This window comes from Methylobacterium sp. E-041 (genome assembly GCF_022829665.1).
In the GTDB taxonomy this organism is placed as follows: domain Bacteria; phylum Pseudomonadota; class Alphaproteobacteria; order Rhizobiales; family Beijerinckiaceae; genus Methylobacterium.
The window spans coordinates 19,163-42,214 of sequence record NZ_JAKSYQ010000060.1; the positions used below are offsets into that span (position 1 = coordinate 19,163).

Sequence of the window (23,052 nt, forward strand, 5' to 3'; positions counted from 1 at the left end):
GGAGGCGTAGGCCGTCGCGACGAACGCGACCCGCCCGCGCGCCTCCTGCGCGGTGTTGCAGGCCGCCAGAAGACCGGTCAACAGCAGGATGCTGCCGGAGCGGCGCAGAGGCCGGCCGACACCGGGGAATAAGAACGGGATCATCGGTCCAGTCCCGTGCTGCGCGAATCGGTGCGAGATCTGTCGGACGCGGCGTCGAAGGGACCGAACCGATCGCCGTCGTGCGCCTCGGCGGTGCGGGATGGGTCCCCCTGCGTCAGGTTCGGGGCATCCGCATGGGCCAGCGTGCCGGCGGGCGGCAGCGGCAGCGCAGCCTGCGATGTCGGACGGTCCATGCCGTTCCAGGCCGGCAGCAGGGTGAAGCCGTAGCGTTCGTAGGGCATCGCCGGGACACCGGGCACGCGACGAGCAATCAAAGGTTGTAGCGCCTTGGCGTCGCGCAGAAAGTCCGCTTCGCGGCCACGTTCGGACGGCTCGGGGAAGCGGAACGGATTCTCGGCGGCGACGGGCAAGGGAAACTCGCCGCGCCGCACGGGCAACGCCCGGCCGAGGACCGCCGCCGGGACCGGCTTGGGGACGCGAACCTGAGCGGCGGCGGCTGCCCGCGCGGCCGGCGGGTCGCGGACGGGGTCGCAGGGTCCCGATGCTTGGGCGTCGGGCGCCGGCAAGACCAGATCCACCACGGTTGGGAACAGGCCATCGTAGCGGTTCACCACCTCGAGGAACTCGCGGGTCTTCTTCAGGCGGCTCAGGGTGAGCGCGTAGCCCAGAACGGCGGCTTCCTGGGGCTTCCACGCGCTCGCACGCTGGAACCAGTCCGCGGCGGCCTCGAACTGGCAAGCGTTGTAGGCGTACCAGCCCAACGCCTGCGCACCCTCGCCGGAGGTCGTCATCAGAACGAGCTTGGCGAAGCGGTCGAGGCGCGCGGGATCGACGGCCGCGACCGGTGGCCGTGTCAGCCGGCGTCCCATCATGTCGAGGTAGAGCGCCGCGTTGGTCACGGACGGGCCGCGCCACGCATAGGCGACTTCCTCGGCTTCGCGCTCCTGCCCCAGCTCGCGAAGCGAGAGGGCGAGGCCGGTCGCGATCCGCGCATCGCCCCCGCGGGCGATGGCGGCCTTGAACCAGTCGAGCGCCTCGCGGAACTGGCGGCGGTGATAGGCATACCATCCGAGCAGGCTGAGCTCGGCGGGGTCCGCCGCCTTCCGCACGGCGTCGCTCAGCGCAGCGAGGTCCGCCGGTTCGATCTTCCCGGCCGGCTCCTCGTGCAGCACGGCCGCGATCCGTGCCCGCGTGACGTCGGGGCGAATCGCCTGGAACTCGCTGCTCCCGTCGGCGGCGGAATGGCCCATGGCGAGCAGCGGCTCGACCTGTGCCATCGGCAGGTTGGCCATCGCCTTCTGGATGGTGGCGAGCCGCAGGGCGGTGTCGGTTTGACCAATCAGGATGGTGCGGTAGGCGTTGACGGCCTGGGCCGTGTAGCCGGTGCGCGCGTAGGCCTCGGCGACGGTCCAGGCGATGTCGATGTCGAGGTTGCGCAGCGTGTCCGGTGCGGCGTCGACGCGGGCGCGGATCCGGTCCCAATCACCCTTCGCCTCAGCGGCCTTGACCTCGCTGCGCAGGGTCCCGCGGTTGAGCTTGCGCGCGAGGTCGTCCGAGGGACGCCATTCGGGATCGGCCGCCTGCCGCGCGGCGATCGCCGCGCGCACCTCGTTGACCCGTCCCGCGGTGAAGAGGTCCCAGAGCGGAGCCTCCTCCGGGGGGCTCGGCTTCAGCGTGTCGAGGTCGGTCGGCACGGTCCAGTTGGGATAGCGCCGCCGCAGGCGGGCGATCTCGGTCTGCACCCGCTCGTTCTGGCGCTGCGCGGCGTAGTAGCGAAGCCCACTCTCGTCGACGATCTCCGACGACGGTGCGCTGGTCGCGCCGAGGATCACCGGCGCGCGCCGGTCGTCGCGCAGGACGGTGCTCGCCGCGTCCGGCGCGCCCTGTGCCCGCGCCTGGGTCGCCGTTCCCGCCACATCGAGGCTCAGGCCCGCCAGCAGCGACAGGGCTGCGCCGCCTCGTCTCAGCGCCCGAGACATGAGCGATACCTCGTGTTGGCGGCGGCGAGCGCCAGGAGATGGAGGGTGGCGGGGTAGTAGTTTTCGGAGACGGCCGGCTCGGCGAAGCTCGGCGGCAGCGCGGCACCGGTCCCGGCGCAGGCGGCCAGGGCGGCCACGGCCGCGTAGCCGGGCTCCTGAAGCTGGCCCACCGTCTGGTCGCTGTTGATGTCGAGGATCGGCATGCCCGCGGAACCGGATGCGGACCAGAGCTTCACGAAGGGTTCGTAGGCCTTTCGGTCTTCGTATCCCGCCATCGCGAGATAGAGCGGCACACGGACCGCGTTGTAGGAGAAGGTCGCCGGAAAGCCCTCCGCCGGCTTCGGCACGCCGCCGCGCATCGCGATCCATTCGGTCGGCAGCCTCGACGTGCCGAAGCGGGCGCGCGTCATCAGGTCGAGCCCGGCGGTATTCAGGCGTGCCCAATCGAACTCCGGCGCGAGCGCGGCGAGCCGCGGAAAGGCCGGGAACACCCAGTACGACAGGTTCACGACCGGGCCGTCCGCCCGGTCCTCGGCCGAGAAGCCGGCGATGGCCGGCAGAAGCAGGGGCCCGCCTTCCGCCTTGAACAGGACGGTGCGCCGCGCGACGTCGACGGCGATGCGGCGGCCCGCGAGGCGGTACCCCTCGTCCGACCAGGCCTCGGCGGCCTCGGCCAGGGCCCAGGCGACGAGGATGTCGCCATCGGTGGCATCGTTGACGTCGGCCACGCCCGGCCGCTTGTCCGGCTCCCAGCGCCAGGCGAGCAGCGCGTCGGGACGGACCATCAGGTTGGCTCGGGTCCAGCCCCAGATGCGCTGGAAGGCGTCGCGGTCTCCGGCCGCGACGGCCAGCAGCATGCCGTAGCCCTGGCCCTCGCTGTGGCTGATGCGGCCGTTGCCGGTATCGACCACGCGGCCCTCGGGCGTGACGAAGCGGCTCCGGTAGCTGCGCCAGGCACCGATATCGCCGATCGCATTGAACATCGTCGGCGGTCCAGCCGGGCGGGACGATGCCTCACCGACGCCGTCCGGCGGCGCGGGCGCCTGCGCAGCCGCCGGCAGCGCGAGGAGAGGAACCAGGAGAAGGGCGGCGAGGCGCCGGCGCAAGGGGCTCATCGGTCGGCCTCCCGGTCGTCCCCGTCGGCGTCCCGCCGCGCGTCGGGGATCGGCTGGCTCCTGCGGCCGACTCCGCGGAGCATCGCCTGCGTGCTGAGGCCGAGAAGGACGGCCGCCGCGAGCAGGGTGAGGACGAAGGTGTTGGGATTGGTCGAGAACCACCCCGCCAGCACGAGGCGCGTGTTCTCGAAGGTCCGCGGAACGGTCTCCACGATCTGGCCCTGGCGCGCGGCGAAGGTGGTCAGGGCACCGTCGTTGGCGTCGAGGGCGGCGACGCGTCCCTCGAGCTGGTTCCACACGACGGGAGCGCTCAGGCAGATGGCGGAGGCTTGAAGGGCGGTACCGTTGGGTGCGGTGAAGACGGTGATCGCCGTGTCCGGATCGTGGCCCGCCATGCCCTGGCCGACGACGAGGGATGCTCCGATGCCGATCGTCACCGGATCCTCGCGCACCTGATCCGTGAGCCACCCCGTCGCCGCGGCCATGGTCTCGGTTGCCGCGCTGCCGAGCCTGCCCGTCGCGTTCGACAGCATGTCGCCGACGGAGTCGCGGTTGCGCACCGCGGTGCTCCAGGACGAGACGAGATCGCGGGTCTCGCCGTCGCTGTCCGCGTCCCGGGCGCGGCGCGGCATCACGAGAGCGGTCCGCGAGGCGGACGCCGGCAGGGCGCAGGCCGGCGGCACGTCGTTGCGGAGACGGTCGAGGCTGAGGCCCGGGGTCGCATCGGGCTGGGCGGGCGCCGGCAGCGCCGTCGCCCGCGTCTCCCAGATCCGCCGGATCTGCTCGGGGTCGAGCCCGACCGCGCGCAGCACCTCCGGATCGAGGGCGCGGGCCGGCGCCACGACCACCGTCGGCGCCCTGCGCAGAAGCGCGTTCTCGTTTCCGATCTCGAAGTCGATGGGGCGACCTGCGGCGAGCGCGAGACGGACCGCGATGGTGGCGGCGGCCGACATCGATTCGCGGTCCGGCGTCGGCACCACCAGCCGCGGCCGTTGCGTGGTCCGAAGGTAGGGCAATCCACCGCTGGCGGTCGCCGCGAGTTCCGGCAGGCGCAGCGCGCGCGCGAGGGGGGGAAGCGTCAACGTCGTGTCGTTGAGGAACAGGAAGCGCTTCGCCTCGACCCCGCTGTCCTCGCAGGTCCGGTCGGCCCGCGACGGCAGCCGCGCCGTGATCTCGATACGGTTCCGGCCGGGTCGCCAGCGGCCGAGCGGCAGCGGCATCGCCAAGCTGCGGAAGACCTCGCCCTCGGCGCGGGGGAGCGTGTCGCTCGCGACGTTGCGCCCGTTGACGTCGACGATGACCTGCGCGCCGGTCTCGAGGCCGGCCGCATAGCCGCCCGCCATCGACAGGATGGCCTTGCCGTAGTCGGCCGGGATGAAGTCGACGGGGAGGGTCACGTCGAAGCCCGTCCGGAACAATCGCCCGGAGAACTCGCGATTCTGCACGCCGAAGCGGGACAGGGGCACCGTGGTGCCGCCGCCGAGCTCCAAGCCGCGGGCGAGCGCGAGCTGGCGCAGGCCCTGCGGGCTGCCTTCGGCGACGCGCGAGGCGGAGGCGGTGAGCACCCCACCGGCGGATTCGATCTCGGCCGCTCCGCTTCCGGGCACGATCAGGGTCGCACCCCGCTCCGCGTTGGCCGGGAGGAAGACGAGCGCCTGCCCCGTCGCGGCTTGGGCCGCATCGATGCCGGGCAGATCCCGCAATTCGTCGGCCGAGCCGATGACCAGGTTGAGGCCCGCAGGCCCCTGGAGCGGTGCCCCGAACTCGACGGAGACGTGGGCGTAGCGGCCCGCGAGGGCGACGCGCTGCACCAGGGCGATGATCTTCTCGAAGGTCGAGAACCCCGGCTTGCTCCGGAGCACCACACGCAGCGGCACGAGGCCGCGCGCATCCGGTGCCACCGCGGGCAGGTCGCGCAGGGACCGCACGGTTTCGACGCCCGCCGGCATCACGAGACCGGTCCAGGACGGGTCGATTTGGGTCCACAACTCGTAGGTTGCGGCCAGCGAGCAATCCACACGGTGACGCTGGACCGCCGAGATCGCGATCGCATTGTACCCGGCCTTGAGCACGCCCGCGGGGATGTCGAACTCGATCACCTTGACGGCACCGGGCGCCTTGATCGGCGTACGGCCGAGGACGACGTCGTTGACCGCCGCGGTCAGGAACGAGGCTTCCGGGACCACCGAGATGGCGGCGAGGTAGCCGACGCGAAGCCGCAGCCGCTCGCGTGCCTGCTCGGCCGTGACGTAGACCGGCCATTGCAAGGCGTCCTCCTCGCCGCTGAGCCGCAGGCTCTCGCCGGTCGCGGGAAGCGGGCGCTGGGGCAGCGATACGGCGGCCTGCGACACGGGGACCGGCGTCCCGGCCTCCGGGCCGTCCGGCGACGGGCCCTCGGCCCGGCGCGGGGGGCGTGCCGCCTCGTCCGCTCCGGGAATCGTCAGGGCGTGCGGAGCCCCGCGACCGAGGAAGCTCTGCGCCCCGGCGCAGGGGGCCAGGAGCAGGCCGGTCGCCAGCACCATCGCGGCCCGGAGGCCGCGGAGCGAACGCGCTGCGATCGCACGGGCGGAGGGGAGATCAATCTGAGCCATGTCTCAGCCGGCGCTTGGGTGGGGCGAGTCCGAATTGCGCCGGCGGTCGCGGACGAGCGCGGCGTTCTCGGCGTCCAGCATCATCTGGAGCCAGCCCGGCGTCGCATCCTCGACCTTCGGCACCGGCTTCGCGCTCCGGACGGTGATCTCCGACGATCCGACGTTGGCGGCCGGCTCGGCGCGGGCGCCGTCGACGAGCCGGCGATGCATCGTCACCGTGCGGGGAAGCGGCACCTCGACCTGGGGTGCTGCGGCGGGGACCGGTGCCGGGTTGCCCTTGAGCAGGTACGCCGCCGCGCGCACCGGGCCGACGACTCCCCACCAGACGAACTGCAGGATCCCGGCGAGGAGGTTCTTGTGACCGCGCCGGCGCTGCTGGAACCGGGCCATCGCGTCCGCGTCGCCGTACATGAGGTCGGCGAGGACGAAGTACGCCTCGGGCGGCAGGGTCTCGAAGTCGAGCCGCCACACGGATTCCTCGCCGGACGCCGTCATCGCCGTGAGCCGCACCGGGATCGCGGCCCGGACGGCCTCCGCGGACAGCCCGTCGCGCGGCGGGACCGAAAGCAGGCCCGCGTTGGTGTCGGTGCTCCGCTGCATCGGAACCACGGCATCCATGCGGACTTGGCAGCCGGCGCTCGAGATGCGCTCGGCGGCCACGTCGACCGCCATTCCGTTGAGGGTGAGGACGGCGCGGCGGTCGACGGCCAGCGACGGGCTGGTCTCAGTCTGGCGCCGCTCGGCCGCAACGCCCAGAGCGGCACCGGCGGTGATCAGGTTGAAGCCGTTCCACAGGCCGACCACGAGCATCAGGTTGGTGACGCCCGGCTCGAACAGGTAGCGATAGCTCGCCACGCAACAGCCCGTCAGCAGGACCGCGAACACCAGGAAGAAGGGCAGCGCCAGGGGGGAGAGCTGGTCGCGGTCCAGCGTCACGTTCTTGGCCGTCACCTTGAACTGAGGCCTGCGCGGCGACAGGATCACCGCCGCCGTCGCCCGGATCAGGAACAGGCCCTGGACGTATTCGTACAGCTCCGACACGAACGGCCAGCGCACGCGGCCATAGAGATAGTTCTGCATCATCAAATTGACGAGGATGTAGGTCGCCGTATAGGCCACCGCCTCGTCCACGTTCGCGATGACGATCTTCATATCGAGGAAGATGTACAGCAGCGGCGCGATCATGAAGATCAGGCGCGGAATTGGGAAGAACCAGAACGTCATGCTCGACAGGTAGCACAGGCGCTGGATCGGCTTGAGGCCGCGCTTGAACATCGGGTTCTTCAGAAGCATGATCTGGAGCATGCCCTGGCACCAGCGCGAGCGCTGGCCGATGAAGTCCGAGAGCGTCGCCGGCTGAAGCCCGGCGATCAGCGTCTTGTCGACGTAGACGCTGGTCCAACCGCGCGAATGGAGCTCGAAGGCGGTCTCGCAATCCTCGGTGATGGTCACGCCCGAGAAGCCGCCGGCCTCCTCCAGGGCGGTCCGGCGAAGGAGCGCGGCCGAGCCGCAGAAGAACGAGCCGTTCCACTTGTCGAGGCCGCGCTGGCCGATCGCGTAGAACATCTCGTTCTCCGACGGCATGCGATCGAAGGTGGCGAGGTTCCGTTCCACCGGGTCGGGATTGAGGAAGGCGTGCGGCGTCTGCACGAGGAACAGCTTCGGATCCTCGGCGAAGTGGCCGACGGTGTCGCGCAGGAAGGAGCGGAACGGCACGTGGTCGGCGTCGAGCACCACCACGACCTCGCCGCTGGAATTCTGGAGACCGTTGTTGAGGTTGCCCGCTTTCGCGTGCAGGTTGCGCCGCCGGGTCAGGTAGGAGACGCCGAGCTCCGCACAGAGCGTCTGCAGGTCCGCCCTGCGCGTGCGCGCCTCCTGCGCGGCCGCCAGATCGGAATCGGTGCATTTCTGATCGGTCCCGCCGTCGTCCAGAAGCCAGACCGTGAGCTTGCCGGCCGGGTAATCGAGGGAGCGGGCCGCCGCCAGCGTCGTGGCGAGGATGTGCCGGTCCTCGTTGTAGCTCGGCACGAAGATGTCGACGGTCGGCAGGTCCGCATCGTCATCCGCCGGCACGAGGGCGCGCGTCAGCGGATCGGCGTTCACGATCAGGCTGACCATGAGGATGTAGAAGCAATAGACCTCGGCCAGCGCCAGCGTCACGCCCGCGGCGAAGCCGAACGGATCGGTCGTTGGCGGCAGCGTGCTCGACAGGCGCCAGTAGAGGTAGCGCAGCACGATGAGGCTGCCGACCGCCAGGAACACCGAACGCCCGACCTGGCCCCGCGCGAACAGCCAGAGGAGGATCATCAGACCGATCGCGCCGAGGCTCATCTCCAGCTGGATCGAGGTTCCGACCGGCTGTGCCAGCAGAAGCAGCACCACGGCAGCACTCACAAGCCAGACTGCACGCACGAGGACGGATGTCACGGGCTCGATTCCTCGAATCAAAGAATGTCGCGCATCGCGGAAGTCTCGGATGCAGGCACGGTTACTGCCGGATTGCGGCGCTCAACGGTTGTCTTTCGGCCGGAGGTTCATCAGAAGGCTGCTCGACCTTCGACGCTGGTGTAATAACCACCCTTTTGGATCCGATCATATGCGTAGCCGGCGCCAACGGAGAACTTCATTGGCCCGATGGTGAATCCGGTAAGATGAGCGCCCAATCGCCACTGGTTGAAGAACGCATCACCCAGCAGCGTCGCCTCCGGGCCGACGAAGACACCATCGGCCACGGCAAAACCCGCCCGCATGCGGACATAGTAGGCGCTGAACAGCGTCGAATAAGAGGCGTTGGCGGCGAACAGAGTGTTCGCCGTCGGATTGAGATAGAGATCGGCGGCGACCTTCGCGCCGATGCCGGTTCCGAGCACGGGATTGTTCGGATCGATGACGGACAGCGAATTGCTGCGGATGTTCACGCCGACGTAACCGGCGAGCGCGGCCTGCTGCCAGATCCATTCATAGCCCAGCATGGCGGTGCCCTCCTCCTGCTCGCCGCGCACGGTGCGGCCGGTGGAGGACGGATAGGAATACGTACCGGCCACGCCCTGCAGCCGGATGCGCGGACCGCTCTCGTTGAGCGGGGTCACGGGCGCGATCGTCGCGGTGACGACACCGAACGCCGAGCTGTTCGAGGTCACGGTGGCTGCGGAGTCGATCGCGACGATGTAGTCGTCCTGCACGGATTCCCGTTCCGCGCCGGTGTACCAGTCGGCCGCCGCGACGACGTTCGGCGTAGCCAACGTCGCAATTGCTCCGAAGACACAGAGACCAGCGCGAATTTTCGTCATGATTTCGTCCGAGGGTGCAGGCGGATCATCGCGGCGCGCCGATGTCCCGCGGCACAAAGAGCTTCATAAGGATTAAAGGATGGTTAACGCCCAATATCTGGGACCTCTAAATGTGCTTTGATTATTCAACCATTGGTTGTAGTGGCGATATATTGCCCAGATCTGCAGTCTAAATTTGCTGACTTTGTAGGCTTTCTGCGCGGATCACGCTGCTGAATTGAGGCCGTGCTGCCTATAGAATGTCTCAGGCGATCAGGTGCAACGTTTCAGACGGGAAGCTGTCGGTAAGTCAATCTTCGAGCTGGAACACGCACAGGTAAGACCTGCCCGGAGATCCGGAACCAAGAGCTGGCGACACCGGTCGCAATCGACTCCGTGACATCGGTGCGCTCGTCGGCGGTGACGACGCCGATAGAAGGTTGGACGCCGATCCGGACGGGCTCACGATCCAAAGCTCCGACGGCAATACGCTATGTCGCCCCCCCTGATCGACGAGAGAGGGACGATGTTTCCTTCCGGCTGGTCCGCGACAGGATGCGCGTCGCGAATCTGCGCCGGCCGGGCAGGACGCCCTGTGGCCTTTTTCCTACACTTAGGAAATTCCGTGCAACACGGCGCTTCGACGCGGCGAAGGGAACCTCGCGCCGAAGCGGAGATCAAGACCCTCCACGCGCTCGATCAATGAACGGGCGTGAAAAGGATCGATCGCCTTCATTCGGCGCGATAGATCGACGTCGTCAGGAACCGAAGACCGTGCAGCCCGCCGCAACGCGGAGCTGTGTTCCGGTCGGGAGACGGACAACTCCAGATCAGCGCAAGCGATCGGGACGTCGACTTCGAGCGAACCGGCGTCCCCGTGCCCGGTCAGGCATCACGCTGCATCGGCGCGGCGCGACGGCTTGGTCGCGCCGGCGAGGGCATCGACGAGATCCTGCGAGCTGAACGGCTTGCGCAGTGTTTGGACCGCAGCGTCGCCCCGGAGAGGGATCGCGTCGGGTGCCATCAGCACGATGGCCGTCGCCGGATGCGTGCGCGACACGACGTCGGCCAGAAAGACCCCGTCCACCGCCGGCATCGCGTGCGCGCACAGCAGGACCGCGTAGGCGCGGGACTCGGCGAGAGCCTCGCTCGCCTCCTCCGTTGACGCCACGGGCGTCACCGCATAGCCGCGACCGATCAGGCTCTCGGCCGTCGAGGCGCGAAGGACGGCATCGGGCTCGACGAGCAGGACCTGTTCCGCCTCACGGGCGGGATCGGATGGCACAAGGCTCTCCCGTGCGATCGGGAACGTCAGGGTGATGGTGATGCCCGCGTTCGCAGTCGCGACGCCGATGGCCCCACCGATCGCGTCCATCTGGCCCCGGACCGCGGCGACGCCACGATCGGCCCGGAAGCCGTCCGGGGCCGAGAATCGGGCCCGCAGGCCGATCTGGGCGTCGCCGTGATCAGACGCCTCCTCGACCGAAAGCGTCACGATCGCATCGGTCGGGAGGGAGGCGCGTGCATCGCTGGCGACGTTGAGCAGGGCGACTTCCAATTCGCGAATGCCGCATGCGAGCTTCGGCAGGGTGCCCGCCCACGGCGTCAGCACGAGCCCGGGCAAGATCGCCGCGCGGATGAAGTCGACGGTCTCGGTCACGACGCGCGCGGCGTCGCCGTTCTGCACGACCGGGCTGTCGGGTTGGACGAGCGCCAACATGCGCTTCAAGAGTGCGGAACCACGGGCGACATCGCGCCGTGCGGTCTCCATCGCGTTGTCATCCGCGAAGGCGGCATCGTTTTCGATGTTGCGCAGGTCGGCCCAGATCGCGTCGAGGGCGCCGCCGATGTCGTGCGCGATCCCCGCGACGATCGCCTGTGCCGGGAAGGCGGCCGGCGGTTCACCGACCTCCGCCAGCACGGCCCCCGGCGCGACCGATCCGGTGGACGGCGCGGGAAGGGCGACCTGGGCGATCTCACGCGTCAAGGCGTGGAGACGGACCGGTTGCCCGTTGAGCGCGACGGCGGTGAGGCGCAGGACCAGGCGGCGGCCTGCACTGTCATCGGGACCGGCGAAAGAACGAATGACCGCCTCTCGGATGGAGCCGGGCTCCTCGCACACGGCGCGCATCGTGTTCTTGAGCAGCGCGCGGTCGTCGACCTCGATCCGCGCGAGCATCTCCTCGAGCGTACACGCCCGCTCGGCGGCATTCTCGACCGCGGCGGCCGCGCCGTCTGCCCAGGTCACCTGCCCGTTCCGCAGGTCGACCTCCCAACTCGTGAAGCCCCCGAGCAGCCTCGCCGAGCGGACGCGGTCGCGGCTGCGTGCCAGGGCTCCCCGGGACTCCCCGAGCAGGCGCTCCCGTCCTTGGCTCCGTCCGATGCAGGCGCCGACGGCATCGGCCAGGTTGGCGAGATCGGCGGTGGGCACATCACGACGGAGCAGATCCACCCGGTCCTGACGGGCCGCGTCGGCGATCCGTTGCACGTTGCGGCCGAGCCGTCCCCCGACCGCGCCGCCGATATAAGCCGCGCCGAGGGCCGCCGCGGCGAGGGCGAGGAACGTGGCGGGGCCTGCGCCCGCGGCGTCCTCGACGGGATCGCGCTGTTTGACCGAAACGATCCACCCGAGCCCGGCGCCTTCGGCGATGGCTGCGGTGGCCTCATGGGTTCGACCCACCTGCGCCAAGCCGGTCGACCGATGAAGCGTACGCCCGCCGGCATTCATGACTTGAATGGCGGAGTCGCGTGCCGCACCCCCGAGGTTGCGGCGCAGGGCGGCGACCACCTCCTGGATCCAGTCCGGCTTGAGCTGGACCGCGAGGACGCCGATCTCCGTTGTGCCGCCGGCGCGAACGGGCGCGCCGATGATCACGTTCGGCGGGACGTCGCCGCCCGTGCGGGTGCGATCGCTCGCGTCGCCGATCACGATCCCGGATAGGCCGCGCGAAAACCAGGTCGTCCCGGACACGTCGGCGCCGGCGAGCGATCCGCTCGCGGTGACCAGCACGCGACCGCTCCTGTCGGCGACGAGGATGTCGGCATATCCCGGATGAAGAGCACGCCAGCGTCCGAGGACTTGCTGGACCGTCGTCCCGTTCCCATCGCGCCCGAGCACCGTGTTTTCCGCAGCAAGGCTGACATCACGCCCGACCGTCGCCAATTCCTCGCTCAGCCTTTCGGAAATCAGGTTCGCCGTACGACGGACGTCCGCTTCGCTCCTGCGCGCAGTCTCCGCAGCATCTTCAGAGCCGACGAGCAGCACGCAGGCACCGCCGGCAAGCACCGCGACCACGAGGATCGCGGCCAGCAGGACCCGAAGCGAAATCGATCGTCCCATATGCATCATCTGCGCCCAAAGAGGCTTGTCGCCATCCGGTCAAGCAGATCAGCAATTCGATAGACATGGTTAAAGAACGGTTAATGATCTCCCACATCTAAGAAAATAGACCTTTCGGCAAAAGTTCCGATCGGCGCGCCCCTGGGTTGCAAAGTTGCGGCAGCAATCCGGTCCATCGCAGTGACGATGGCCGAAACCCTTTTCTGCCGATCCAAATCCAGCAGCCCGAACGATGAGCGGATCAATTCACCCTCGGCAGGATCGCGATACCGAAATGTGAAGGCCAAGCCCATGCTGCTCAGAGGATCACCGCGTGACATCACCGGCCTCGCGTGGATGGCCAGAGGTCGACCGGCAGGCGAGATCCGAGTGACGCCGTAGGACCTGGCGAGCATTCTCAGCGCTCTCTTCATGGGACGGAATCAGGTGACTGATTGGCTCCGTCGGGGCGGCACTTCCATGGGAACCTGGCACAGAACGCGGCCTTCGCAGCGCAGCATTTCCAAACATTATCAAAATCTTGAATAAAATCATGTCGCGCGCGCAGACGCTTGGGCTCTCACCGCGTCGCCGCAGCCTCGATCAAGCGCCGGCTCTTGCTTGATCGGACATCTCGACGACGATTGTGAAACCCTCGGACGTGGCGTCGAACCAAAAGACGAACCTCTTCGAGCCGGTGAACCAAGCTGAGAGACGGCTGCTCCCGACAATCTGCTCGGCGGCAATTTCGCGCCAGTTTCCATTCGGCTCCGAAGCGCGGACCTACAACCAAAGCGCTCCCCCAAATCGCCATTGAGCCCGCAGATGATCCGTACGACAACACCCGCAACGAGATAAGATCTATTCCAAAAGGGCATGTGAGGAAGGCGAATATTGTCATGCCGGATCGGACTGCAAACAATCTTGCGACGGATAGCGATCTCGCCAAAATCGATGCGGGATTACCACAGCGCTTGCATGCTCTCGACGCGGTTCGTGGCCTTGCAGCCGCCATCGTGCTCAATCATCACTGCCTTACGATCATTCCCGCTTACAGCGACTATTTCTACTCCGACTGGACAACGGAAGCGAGATCCGTCACGGAATATATCCTGTTCTATACCCCGGCGAGGATTTTTTGGTCGGGCTATGAAGCGGTCACGCTCTTCTATGTCCTGAGTGGCTTGGTGCTGGCTTTGCCTTGGATCGAAGGACACCCTCCGCAGTATCGCGCATTCTTGGTCAAGCGCATCTCCCGAATTTATCTTCCGTATGTTGCGATTATTGCGATTGCGGCCGTTGCAGTCTATTTTCTTCAGCCGATTTTTCATATTTCCGGGGGCAGCAATTGGATCAATACCGAAACGTGGTCGGCACCTGTTACGATCGAAAACCTCGTGCAGCATGCACTGATGCTGGGGCAGACGAACTTCCGCCTCAACGGAGCTGTTCATTCCCTTGCTTGGGAAATGCGTGTCTCGCTCCTGTTTCCTCTGCTTATGATACCCATGATCTCATGGAAATGGAGAGCATCATTAATTCTTATCATGGGATGCTTTCTCATCGTCGCAGCAATACACGTCCTCCTCAGATCCGTGTCTGAGAATTCATTGACCGGAACCATTTTGTGGGAACTCCAACATACTGCCTATTACACGATATTTTTTGTCATCGGCGCCTCGATGGCCCTCAATCTGGATAGAATCCGGCGGTTCTTCGAGACGACCTCAAAATACCACGCTGGCGAGTTCGTGATGTGTGCCGGCCTGCTTATGGTTCAAACTCATTGGTCGCAGACACACGCCTTTCACAATATTGGCGTCGCAACCGGATCGGTTTTCGTCATATCCGCAGCACTCGCGCCAAATCGGATCGAACGCTTTTTATTGGCTCCGCCGCTACAATTCCTGGGAAGGATTTCATACAGCGTCTACCTCGTGCAAGTGCCAATCCTGGCGGCCGTCACGTTTTTTCTCCAAAACATCCTTCCCCTTTGGTCCATGATAATTATTGTCTATCCCTTAGTATTGACGAGTGGCTGGGCCTTTCATGTTCTGATTGCCGAACCGTGCGCGCGGCTTGGAAAGCGCATCACGAGGCTGCAACAGCAAAATCCGCAACGTCCGATATCGATCAAACAAATTGCGTCGAGTCGCGTCCAATCATGAAGCGACGGCCGAATCGTTTTGTATCCTGCGGCATTGCTGCTGTTTCGACATCCTAGCGGTGTGAAGCGGGCGGATGCTCGCCGGATGGCGGTTCAGGGATTTTGGACGGTACGGGCAGCCGTCACGTCCGCCCGCGACTGTTCAGCCGCGCGCAGCGCCGCCTTTTACGGGTGATGCCTTGCCGGGCGAAGATTCGAGCCAGCGCGCCTGTGCTGGTTGCCACGCCCTGCACGGCCCGGGCATCGCGCAGTTCGTCCAGACAGATCGCAGGATGCGCTTCGTAAGTTGCTTGGATCGGATCGGCTTGGACCTCGATGGCCTGCGAGCGCCGATCGCTGCGCTGCGCCCACGATGCGATCTGTCCCTCCTCCCGCACGCGCTTCGCCCAGCGGCTGGCACGCGACACGCTGACTTCGAAGCGGGCGGCGGAGCCATGGCAGGTCGCGCCTCCCCGTCAGGGTCGCAACAACCCGCTCGCGCAGATTGATCAACAGGGATGACGGCATCGGAAACGCTCCTCAGCCCATCAACGCCTTACCCAAAAACCCGCCGCCAACCGACGGGGCGTAGATCACAGCTCCAGCAGGCAACAACAAATAAAACCGATTGTCGATGGGCATATTTCTATATCCCAAGATCGAACACGCCGTATTATATTTATACTCCATCTGAAAAATAAATAATATCGTTGAAAGCACTGACTTGACCTTAAGTATCGAATCAATAAATTCACAGATAGTTTTGTTAGACGGTGTTTGATTGTTAATAATTTTTAATTAGGAACGATCTCAGTCTATTGGAGATTTGTAATAAAAATCAACTGTGCTGGTCGGAAAGTATGATATCCTTAAGTCTTGGCGATAACGATGTCGCGTTGTGTATTTCGATTCTCGATCCCGAATTGGGTTGGGATCACTTCCAAGCACGAATTTTCCATTGGGCGATCGGTTGAAAAGTCTCGCAAGCATTTCGAGAACGAGAAATGATCCGCAGCCCCTGACGTTATCATCCGAGGCGCCGTCCATGTAGAAATCCAAAGCACCGAACTGGATCCCGCTAAAGGTCGCCTTATTCGATTTATTGATTTGCAATCTAGCGCTATACGAATTGTTTCCAGAACTCAGCAATCGAGTAAGGTACATCCTTACCATCCCATAAGGACTGCACTTGACCGACTTTCTTCGATACATCTTGTATCGACTGAAAACCAGAGACGGAATATGGCGTATGAATTGTATACCAGTGTTTATTTCTATATCATAATTTTGAGTATTTTCTGCAAAATATTGAATGTTCCTTCGGATGTTGTTGCTAAGTTTTTTTACATAATGATTCCACGTCGGCCATTGAGAAAAATCCACCGCTTCGACGACATGGTCATGGACTTCGATAATATAAGCTCCTCGAATACACTCAATCTCGTCTTCGCGCGGATCTTCTAGATTGAAACGTGACCCATAAACGTATCGTCCGTCACCCAGAGCTTCAAGAGCCATTCTCATAGCCTCACTCCAAAGATGCTCATGACCTTGAAGGAGACAAATTCCTGGGTGAAACTTTAGGTTCCTAAAACCTTTTGTGATCAAAAATTGTCCGATTTTCTTTTTCGTTCCTGATTCATCGTTGGTCCAAATATCAAATCTTCGAATACGAAAAACTCCCTGCTCCAATGCTGCCGTGACTCGTGCGTGCCGAATGGTTGCCTGATAGGTCGCCCCGCACGCCATTGCGAACTCGTCGAACAGGTCTTCGGTCACGGTTGATTTTACAACAAAGATGTCAGGTTTTTTATTATAGACTCTATGGTACATATCGCACCTCATTTATCGATTTACATGCGATCGACTAAACTGCCACAGTGGTTGACAGCTAAATAGATCCTTGATAATAAGTCGAACTCCTGAAGCCCAATTTTCAGCTCAATAGTTTTGGTAAAATTATTTTTAGCTGACGCTGGAACTGCGTCGAATCTTTTGATGTGCTAGAATGCGTTCAAATACGCGCCCAATACAGTATTCACAACCAAAGCAAACAGGCTATTTGTAGATTGCTTGGCCGTTGGTGGATTTCCAGATCCGCAATCGGAGCGCTCTTTGTGGGATGCCTTCAATTTTCCCGTTGAGGTATAACGCAATCTTCAGAGCGGCGTAAACAGTTTAAGGCATCTTCGCAGTGAACTAACGCCGCATGGAGATCTCGGATTTGCCCTTTCATAGGGGGGCAGCTTCGTCAATCACCCGACGCCAGCAATGCAGGAAAGGCTCGAATGAAGCATCCAGGGTTTACGATCTGATTGAACCATACTTGTATCTGTCGGAGAACGGCGACCCGCGGGTGAAGCTCGCTTCCTGGATAGAATTCGAAATTTGGCCTGTCCCCTGAATGTCCATCTTCCTCAAGGTATGGCTTAAGCCATGCGGAAGCGAATTTGCACCCACGGCTGCCGCTCGGCCGAACGGGACGCAGATCGGGAAGTTGACGTCCCAGGTATAGGGCAAATTAGGCTCGTTCGATGCATGCGTCATCGACTCGTGCAACGAGACTTCGTCCCGACGCGAGAAAATGGTTCGCTCAGAGAAAACGCTGACGAAGACCGTCAATCCTTCATGTTGTCTCAGCTCTGGAGCTTGGTGGCTTGCATGGCCTCCGCCAGCCGCCCGACCGGGGCGCAGTCGTCGGCGTCGGCGGGCGTGACGCGCAGGGCCAGAAGGTGGCCAAGCGTCTCGACGGCCAAGCGGATCATGGAGCTTTTCTTGCGCTTGGCTTCATCGTAGCCGGCCCGCGCGCCACTCTCGAGCATCGAGCGCAGGGTCCGGCCGTCGAGAATGGCGGCACTTGGTTCTGAATTGGGGCCGGTGACGAGGCGCGGCAGCGTACGGGATTCGTCGGCGAGTTGCTCGAAGCAGCCGGCCGCCAGCCAGCGCCGCGCTTGCTGGTAGACGGCTTACCAAAGTGGCAGATCGTGGGGCATCCACCGCCACGGTGCCCCTTGTCTTCATCACGTGGCGCAGGCCGTCGAACACCTCGCGCAAGCCGTGCTCGCCTTGCCCCGCATCCTCACGCAACAGCGTCGGTACGAGACGACCAGCGCCCATTCGTCATCGGAGACATCGGATGGGTAGGATCTGCGTGAAGAGGTCATGCCCCTTCATCTGGTATTTCCGAATGACGGTCCATAACAGCCTCCAGACACTCTAAGCTGCTGCTATGATGACAGATTTCTTGCGAGGGAGTTTCGCGAACGCCTCGTCGGGAAGGCCGAGATTATTGGCCAGAAGATGTGCCGGGACACGTTGCACCCAGTCCGACAGCGACGTTTCCTGATAGGACCCGCTGTCGAGCACGCCTACGACTTCGCATTCCTCCTTGCCGATATTCTGCACCGTGTGACCACACCCGCGTGGCAAGTAAGCACAATCTCCGGCGGAAAGTTCGGCGACAGAGAGCCGCTTGTCCGGGGCAAAGAGCGTCACGCGCGTCCGTCCGCGAGAAACGTAATGCCATTCATTTGCGTTTGGATGCCAGTGCGGCTCGTGCAGAGCGCCGGGCTGGAGCCTCAACAACATACCCGTCATGCCCGCGGACATTGGATATTCTTCGGCAGAGGCAATCGCCAGCGATCCGCCGTCCGAGCTCGTCTGGGGACCGGCTGCCAGCATCGGGTATCGGTGCGTGCGGGATCGGCTGAGCACCTTGGTGGCCCGGGATTGCGGCCCGCCGAGAGGCATCAGAGCGCCCTGACGAATATAGACCTCGCCGGATGGGATGCCTGCGATCGAGTCCTCGGGCATCCCGAAGACCTGCGCCATCATCGCAGGGTCTAGCCGGCTCGCCCAATCGCTGAGACCGAAGGTTCCATGCTCTCCATAGAGACCGTCGTTGAAGGCGAGAATGGCGTGGCAGGGTTCAGCCCCCAGGGTCTGAATGGCGTGGCTGTGACCTTTTGGGAAATACCACAGGTCGCCCGGCCCATAATTCGCGACCTCCATCTCCCCGCTCGGGTCCACCACGGTCACTTGGCAGCGACCGGCAAGGATATACGCCCATTCATCCGACGTGTGCCAATGCATCTCGCGGACGCCGCCAGCGTTGAGATAAAGATGTGCTCCGGCGATGTCCGTTGCGATAGGAAGTATTCTCGCTGTCACGTCTCGCGCCCAGCCGCCCGATGTCGCTTTGAGCAAGCCTTTGTCGAGCGAGGTCGTGAAACTGACGGCATCGCCCACCTTGCGTGGGATCGTCGATGCGAATTTTGAAGCAGGGGCCACATCGTACCCGGCCGCATGTCCGTCTGCTTCGGCGGCCGACGAAGTCCGCACTGAGAGCGCACCGGCCGCCAGAGTGATGCCGCCGAGGATCGCCCGACGCGTGCCGTCCACCATCGCCAAGAATCCCTTCGACAACCAGGAGAGGAGAATCACGGTATTTCAAGCATTCGATCTATATGATTGGCTTATTCGCGCAAGTGATTGTCTTGATTTATGAGTACCTCAACTCAAATATTGATCACTGTTCGGGAATAATAATGCAAATTGAATGACAGAATTACTATCTCGCCATCCCGTTTTTTGTATTGGATCGATTGCAGCGGTCCATCGCCGCAAGTGCGACCTCGATACCCGAAACGTCGAAATCAGCATCTCCCTCGGGAAACCGCACGAAAACCGTCCGGCTCAGCGACAGCTTGCGGACTTCCCTGTCGAGTATACGACAGTACAGGATCGTCCCCTTGCCGATCCAGGTTGGGACGGGGCTGATCGTTTCGTTTCCGGTGATCAGATCTGATTTGAGACTTTCACCCTCGGACCAATTCCATCTTTCATAAGACAGCATGAATACGATTTGCCCGTCCGATCTCGTAATCCCGACCGAATTTTGGGCTCCCCCGTCCGTCATGTCGCGATAGGAATGGGTCATTTGACAGGGAAGCGGATCGTTGTTTCGAAGTGTCTTATTGATGTCCCAGCCTTCGACGGTTTCGATGAACATCTCCTCCCGTGAAGCGACGGGAGCCGAAGACAGCAACAATCCTGCGGACAATATCAATGTAATTTTGTGACGATATTGAAATTGCATATCCATCATTCCGAATCGTAACGGGGACGCCGACCTAGGGTGCGTTCCACGACCCGGCCATAGAGCGGGCGGAGGATGTCGTGACCGGTGGCGAGGGTGTCGCTGTCGCCCGGTCGGTCCCGCGCGGCCCCTCGGCACCGATCGGGGGGCTGGCCGATCGTGTCCCGTCCCTGGGCGGACCGTCCAAAAGGCCCACCCAGCGGCCGTCCAAGCCCCGAGCCAGCAGGCTTAACGCGAGGACGGCGAGGAGGAGGCCGGCGGCCTTGTTCATCCGGCCGAGAACATGATTGGTGACACAGCGCCGGAACAGGGACACGGCGGTGTTGAGCACGACCCACCAGCTGAGCGAGCCCAGGAAGACGCCGACCGCCAGCGCCGGAAGCGGCGCGGCCGCGCGCGCAAGGAGGGCCGGCATGGCGGCCAGGAACAGCACGGGGGTGATGGGATTCGCCAGGGCCAGCACGACCGCGCTGCCGTAGCTCGCGGCGAGGGTGTGGCGGCGCTCGCCGCTCACGTGCAGGACCGAAACGCTGCGAAGCACCCGGATTGCGAGGCCGAGCAGCACCGTCCCCGAGACCAGGGAGAGCACGGCCCCGTTCGAGAACGCCGCAGCCAAGTCCGCGCTCCAGCGCACCATCAGCCCCCCGTATGTCAGATGCACGGTGGCGACGCCGAGCCCGGTGGCGACGCCCGTCGACAGGCCCCCTGCCAGCGTGCGCTGGACGCAAAGCAGGCTCGTCGGCCCGATCGGCGCGGCGATGGTCAGCCCAAGGCTCGCGCCGGCGAGCAGGGCCGTGGCGATGACGCCCATGGCGGCGGGACTGCGTTCAGTCGTCTTCCCGGCGGTCGAGGGGCGAGGCCACCGCCCGGGGCTCGGCGGCCGCATTGTCGGCGTCCGGGCACCCGATTTGCGCGCGCTCCAGGGCCGAGGATGCTTGGGCGCAGGCGATATCCGGCATGTCGTTCAACTCGTCGGCCCGGATCCCGGTGCAGGACAAGACGACGATGAGGCTGGCGACGATTGTTCTCATGGCTGATCCTTCCGCGAGCCGACAATCTAGGGATGGTTGAACCCCGAGCATCCTCCGTCTGGCGGATGGCACCACCTGCGCCGCCGCAGGGCCGCCGCGCACCTCCCGGCCGAACAGGAAAGCTCCGCCACGTCAGGCCTTTGCACGGCTTCACCCACGACGCTGGATGCCGCGTTGTCGCCGCCCCCGGCGAGGCGACGCACCGGCGAACCTGCCGGAAGCGGGCTCGCGGCGCCGTCCCTCGTCGCCGGCATCATCCGTTTGAGGGATACCGCCGTCGATTTTGGACTGATATTGGTCTTATTGCGATCAGCGGGATCACCGTGGGGCGTGCTGATGCGGGAAGCTCTCATCGACCGGATCTGCGAGGCTGCAGGCACTCCCGAGCTCTGGCCGGAGGTCCTTCAATCTCTTGGCGATACGGCGAACTCGGATGGTGCCGTGCTCATGGTGCTGCCCCCCGTCGGCATGCCCCGGTGGATCGCCTCACCGACTTTGGAGCAGCGCCTGCGTCATCACACAACCACGGCTTCCTGGCGCGGCAGCGGGCGCACGGCGCAGTGGCGCACCCTGGCTCATGCGGGCTTCATGCGCGACGTCGACCTCGTGCCGGGCTCCCATGACGGGCGGCCCTGCGAGGTCGACGCGCCGTTCTGGCAGGTGGGGACGACGATTCCCCTGGCGACCGGCGACGTCGCGATCATCACCGCCGAACGCCGGGCCCGGACCGGCCCCCATGAGGCCGCCATCCTGCCTCGGCTCGACGCCCTGCGGCCCCATCTCGCGCGCGCGTGCCAGCTCGGCGCCCAGTTCGGCTGCGAGCGCACCCGCGTCGCCACCATGACGCTCAACCAGATCGGGCTTCCCGCGGCGGTCCTGTCGGCCTCGGGGCGGGTGCTGACCATGAATGCCCGCATGCAGGAGCGGGAGGAGGTCCTGCCGCCGGGCCAGCACGGCGGCCTGCTGTTCAAGAGCCTGATCAACAGCAAGCTGCTGCAGGATGCGATCGGCAACGTCGTCAGCGGCCGGCATGCGACGCAGAGCATGCCGGTGCGCGGCTATTCCGACCACCGCCCTCAGATCGCTCACGTCATGCGCCTGGACCGGCACCCCGGCGACGTCTTCGGTGCCTCGGCGGTGCTGCTCGTCCTCGTGCACGTCGGCGCGTGGGCCGTTCCGGACGACGGCCTCCTGAACCTGCTGTTCGACCTCACCCCGGCGGAAGCGCGCCTGCTCCAGGCGCTGGCCGGGGGCTCGCGCCTGCAGAGCTACGCCGAGAGCGTCGGCGTCCAGACAAGCACCGTTCGCACCCAGCTCACCTCGATCTTCAACAAGACCGGGACCAAGCGGCAGGCGGAGCTGCTGAGCATCGTCGCCTCGCTCTCGATGTTCAGCGGGCAGACGGCGCCGTGCCTGGATGCGGCCTGAGGCGAGGTCCGGCTTCGTCCAGGAAGGCGGCCAACGCCTGCGCGGTCGGAAAGGCGTCGAAGGCCCCAAACCGGCGGGTCGTGAGGGCGCCGCAGGCCGCGGCCTGCCGCAGGGTCGCGTCGAGGGGCTGTTGTGCGAGCAGGCCCGCCATCAGCCCGGCCGCGAAGGCGTCCCCCGCCCCGACCGTATCGACCGCCGACACGGCGAAGGCCGGCTGGCGCAGGGGCGGCACTCCGCGGCGGAACGCGATCGCGCCGCACTGCCCCAGGGTCACCACCAGGAGCTCGAGGCCGCCGTCCAGCAGGGCGGCGATGGCCGGCGTCGCGGCCCGGGCCTCGGCGATGGCGTCGGGAGCGCCGAGGCCCAGATCGGCCGCCTCCACCGCATTGACGACGAGGATCGCAGTGTCGGCTAGGATCGCCGGGTCGAGGGCACGCACCGGCGAGGGATTCAGCAGGGTGGGAAGACCCCGCGTCCGAGCCAGGGCGAAGGCCTCGCGGATGGGGGCGTCCGGCGACTCGAACGTCGCCGCCACGAGGTCCGCCTGCCCGACGCGGGCGGCAGCGGCTCGGACGTCCTCCGCAGCGAGGGCGAGGTTGGCGCCGAGGCAGACCGCCAGGCAGTTCTCGCCGGCTGCATCGACGAAGGCGACGCCGGCGCCCGTCGAGCCGGCATGCGGCACCAGCATGGCCTCGGAGAACCCGACCTGCGCGAAGGTCGCGCGGACCACCGGGGAGAACACGTCCGTGCCCACGGCAAAGAGCCCGTCAACCGTGACGCCGAGCCGGTGCGCGGCGAACGCGAGGTTGAAGCCCTTGCCGCCGGGCTCGGCCACGAAGGCCGAGCCGTCGAGGGACTCGCCCGCCTGCGGCAGCCGCGCGACCTTGACCGAGCAGGCGATCACGAAGCTTCCGATGACAAAGACACGCATGGAGCGCTCCGAGCCGATCCGATATAAGCCTCTGTACCGGAGG

The 23,052-nt window shown here is 64.9% G+C and carries 16 protein-coding genes and 1 pseudogene; 2 read left to right on the top strand and 15 right to left on the bottom strand.

Annotated features, from left to right (window positions below):
- Positions 1–140: 140 nt before the first annotated feature.
- The 7 genes from MKK70_RS04335 to MKK70_RS04365 all read right to left on the bottom strand — a co-directional run bounded on the left by MKK70_RS04335 (position 141) and on the right by MKK70_RS04365 (position 12,716).
- Positions 141–2,081 (bottom strand): hypothetical protein, encoded by a 1,941-nt coding sequence (locus tag MKK70_RS04335; RefSeq protein ID WP_243945985.1) that lies wholly within the window; start codon positions 2,079–2,081, stop codon positions 141–143.
- Positions 2,066–3,196 (bottom strand): glycosyl hydrolase family 8, encoded by a 1,131-nt coding sequence (locus tag MKK70_RS04340; protein WP_147727198.1) that lies wholly within the window; start codon positions 3,194–3,196, stop codon positions 2,066–2,068. The genes MKK70_RS04335 and MKK70_RS04340 overlap by 16 nt, the downstream gene beginning before the upstream one ends.
- On the bottom strand, positions 3,193–5,787 hold the full coding sequence (locus MKK70_RS04345) for a cellulose biosynthesis cyclic di-GMP-binding regulatory protein BcsB (protein ID WP_243945987.1): 2,595 nt from the start codon (positions 5,785–5,787) through the stop codon (positions 3,193–3,195). The genes MKK70_RS04340 and MKK70_RS04345 overlap by 4 nt, the downstream gene beginning before the upstream one ends.
- Positions 5,788–5,790: 3 nt before the next feature.
- The gene (gene bcsA, locus MKK70_RS04350; RefSeq protein ID WP_243945989.1) at positions 5,791–8,214 is read right to left on the bottom strand and encodes a UDP-forming cellulose synthase catalytic subunit; all 2,424 of its coding nucleotides are present in this window, start codon (positions 8,212–8,214) and stop codon (positions 5,791–5,793) included.
- Between the two features lie 110 nt (positions 8,215–8,324).
- Positions 8,325–9,077, bottom strand: coding sequence for a cellulose biosynthesis protein BcsS (bcsS, locus tag MKK70_RS04355; protein ID WP_147725596.1), 753 nt, complete (start codon positions 9,075–9,077; stop codon positions 8,325–8,327).
- Between the two features lie 871 nt (positions 9,078–9,948).
- Entirely contained in the window at positions 9,949–12,396 is a 2,448-nt protein-coding gene (locus MKK70_RS04360; RefSeq protein ID WP_243945991.1) for a hypothetical protein, read from the bottom strand.
- 80 nt (positions 12,397–12,476) lie between these two features.
- Entirely contained in the window at positions 12,477–12,716 is a 240-nt protein-coding gene (locus MKK70_RS04365; RefSeq protein WP_243945993.1) for a hypothetical protein, read from the bottom strand.
- Positions 12,717–13,274: 558 nt separating this feature from the next.
- Here MKK70_RS04365 and MKK70_RS04370 point away from each other — a divergent pair.
- Positions 13,275–14,543 (top strand): acyltransferase family protein, encoded by a 1,269-nt coding sequence (locus MKK70_RS04370; RefSeq protein WP_243945995.1) that lies wholly within the window; start codon positions 13,275–13,277, stop codon positions 14,541–14,543.
- Between the two features lie 121 nt (positions 14,544–14,664).
- Here the strand turns inward: MKK70_RS04370 and MKK70_RS04375 are convergent, their stop codons facing one another.
- The 7 genes and pseudogenes from MKK70_RS04375 to MKK70_RS04405 form a co-directional block, all read right to left on the bottom strand.
- Entirely contained in the window at positions 14,665–14,949 is a 285-nt protein-coding gene (locus MKK70_RS04375) for a hypothetical protein (RefSeq protein WP_147858491.1), read from the bottom strand.
- A gap of 382 nt (positions 14,950–15,331) precedes the next feature.
- Positions 15,332–16,300: a hypothetical protein gene (locus MKK70_RS04380; RefSeq protein WP_243945997.1), complete on the bottom strand. Its 969-nt coding sequence runs from the start codon at positions 16,298–16,300 to the stop codon at positions 15,332–15,334.
- Between the two features lie 875 nt (positions 16,301–17,175).
- Positions 17,176–17,685 (bottom strand): annotated as a pseudogene (locus tag MKK70_RS04385) (transposase); the annotation flags it as partial.
- A 52-nt stretch (positions 17,686–17,737) separates the two neighbouring features.
- Complete coding sequence (locus MKK70_RS04390; RefSeq protein WP_243945999.1) at positions 17,738–18,925, bottom strand: cupin domain-containing protein; 1,188 nt, start codon at positions 18,923–18,925, stop codon at positions 17,738–17,740.
- A 166-nt stretch (positions 18,926–19,091) separates the two neighbouring features.
- Positions 19,092–19,532, bottom strand: a complete 441-nt coding sequence (locus MKK70_RS04395; protein ID WP_147725590.1) for a hypothetical protein — start codon at positions 19,530–19,532, stop codon at positions 19,092–19,094.
- 121 nt (positions 19,533–19,653) lie between these two features.
- Positions 19,654–20,430, bottom strand: a complete 777-nt coding sequence (locus tag MKK70_RS04400; RefSeq protein WP_243946001.1) for a LysE family transporter — start codon at positions 20,428–20,430, stop codon at positions 19,654–19,656.
- 16 nt (positions 20,431–20,446) lie between these two features.
- Positions 20,447–20,650: a hypothetical protein gene (locus MKK70_RS04405; protein WP_243946003.1), complete on the bottom strand. Its 204-nt coding sequence runs from the start codon at positions 20,648–20,650 to the stop codon at positions 20,447–20,449.
- A gap of 447 nt (positions 20,651–21,097) precedes the next feature.
- Here MKK70_RS04405 and MKK70_RS04410 point away from each other — a divergent pair, with 447 nt between their 5' ends.
- Positions 21,098–22,078 carry a helix-turn-helix transcriptional regulator gene (locus MKK70_RS04410; protein WP_243946005.1) on the top strand — a complete coding sequence of 327 codons (981 nt, stop codon included), beginning with the start codon at positions 21,098–21,100 and terminating at the stop codon, positions 22,076–22,078.
- On the opposite strand, the gene MKK70_RS04415 is transcribed toward MKK70_RS04410, so the two are convergent.
- Complete coding sequence (locus tag MKK70_RS04415; RefSeq protein WP_243946007.1) at positions 22,041–23,009, bottom strand: PfkB family carbohydrate kinase; 969 nt, start codon at positions 23,007–23,009, stop codon at positions 22,041–22,043. The two genes, MKK70_RS04410 and MKK70_RS04415, sit on opposite strands and share 38 nt — an antisense overlap.
- Between the last annotated feature and the right edge of the window lie 43 nt (positions 23,010–23,052).